Source organism: Jiella soli, from assembly GCF_020615385.1.
Lineage (GTDB): Bacteria > Pseudomonadota > Alphaproteobacteria > Rhizobiales > Rhizobiaceae > VKMB-3413.
This window is the reverse complement of sequence record NZ_JAJAVB010000020.1, coordinates 1-1,441: the sequence shown is the minus strand read 5'-3', so window position 1 is coordinate 1,441 and position 1,441 is coordinate 1. Positions and strand designations below refer to the sequence as shown.

Sequence of the window (1,441 nt, the reverse complement as noted above, 5' to 3'; positions counted from 1 at the left end):
CCGACGCTCTTCAGCCGGGCGAGCAGCGCGCCGCCGGCCGTCATCGTGCCGCCGGTCGGGGTCTCGGCGGCAGGCGAACCGGACCCGGCAGCCGGGCTTCCGGCGGTCGCTATCTTTGGGAGGGAAGAGGACATGGCAACTCGCAGGGACTTGGCGGCTAAACGGCATCGGGATCGATCGTCCAACCTGTAACATGTTTGGGACCAAACAATGGAAGCGCATCCTCACGCGCGATTGTGAGATTGCGCGATTGCGACGGGTTCTGGCGATGGTACAAGTCGGCCCATGGAATCCTCACGGAATCAGCGCTCCAGGCGGCGCAAGAACGACGCGGTATGCGGTGTGTCCGCGTGCAGCGGCCGCGCGGGTCCGGACGGGCCGGCCGGCGGTGACGCTTGCCGATGACGCTGCGCCGTCCGTATCCCGCGATCGAACCGTTCGAGAGCGGCCGGCTGGCCGTCGGTGACGGCCACGAACTCTATTTCGAGATGTGCGGAAATCCGACCGGGATTCCCGCCGTCTTCCTGCATGGCGGCCCGGGAAGCGGCGCCTCGCCGCAGCACCGCCGGCTGTTCGATCCCGAGCGCTACCGCGTCCTCCTCTTCGACCAGCGCGGATGCGGCCGCTCCACGCCGACGGGTTCGCTCGAGGCCAACACGACCTGGCATCTCGTCGCCGACCTCGAACGGCTGCGCGAGATGATGGGCGCCCAGCGCTGGCTGCTCTTCGGCGGCTCCTGGGGCGCGACACTGGCCCTGGCCTATGCCGAGACGCATCCGGAGCGGGTCAGCGCCATGGTTCTGCGCGGCGTCTTCACCGGCCGGCGCTCCGAGCTCGACTGGTTCTACGACGCCGGCGCGAACCGGCTGTTCCCGGACCGCTGGGAAAACCTCCTCGGGCCGATCCCGGCCGACGAGCAGGACGATCTCGTTGCCGCCTATCGCCGCCGGCTGACCCATCCCGACCGGGCGGTGCGGGCAGAGGCGGCGCGCGCGTGGACGAACTGGGAATCGGCGACGGTGATGCTCCGCACGACACCGTCGCCCGGCGGCAGCGGCGCTCCGGCATCCGACGGAACGATCGCCTTCGCAAGGATCGAGAATCACTATTTCTACCACGATCTCTGGCTGGAAGAGGGTCAGCTGATCCGCGGCGCCGACCGGTTGGCCGAGATTCCCGGCGTGATCGTGCAGGGGCGCTACGACGTCGTGACGCCGGCAATCACCTCCTGGCAACTCGCGCAGGCGTGGGCGAAGGCCGACTACCGGATGGTGGAGGGCGCCGGCCACGCTTTCGCCGAACCCGGCATCCTCGACGAACTGATCGAGGCGAGCGACCGGTTTGGGCGCGAGCTGGAGTAGGCGGGGGCGGCGGCCCGGTCCGACCGACTAGCACTACTTTGGCTGATTTTTGAGCGGCTTGGCGCTTTTCGGATTCCCGA

The 1,441-nt window shown here is 68.6% G+C and carries 1 protein-coding gene; it reads left to right on the top strand.

The features are described 5' to 3' along the window. The first annotated feature begins 401 nt into the window (after window positions 1-401). The gene (gene pip, locus LH400_RS11405; RefSeq protein ID WP_229152809.1) at window positions 402-1,361 is read left to right on the top strand and encodes a prolyl aminopeptidase; all 960 of its coding nucleotides are present in this window, start codon (window positions 402-404) and stop codon (window positions 1,359-1,361) included. The last annotated feature ends 80 nt before the right edge of the window (window positions 1,362-1,441 follow it).

Coding starts and splice junctions, on each gene's coding strand:
- pip (WP_229152809.1), top strand. CDS start 402: ATGACGCTGCGCCGTCCGTATCCCGCGATCGAACCGTTCGAGAGCGGC.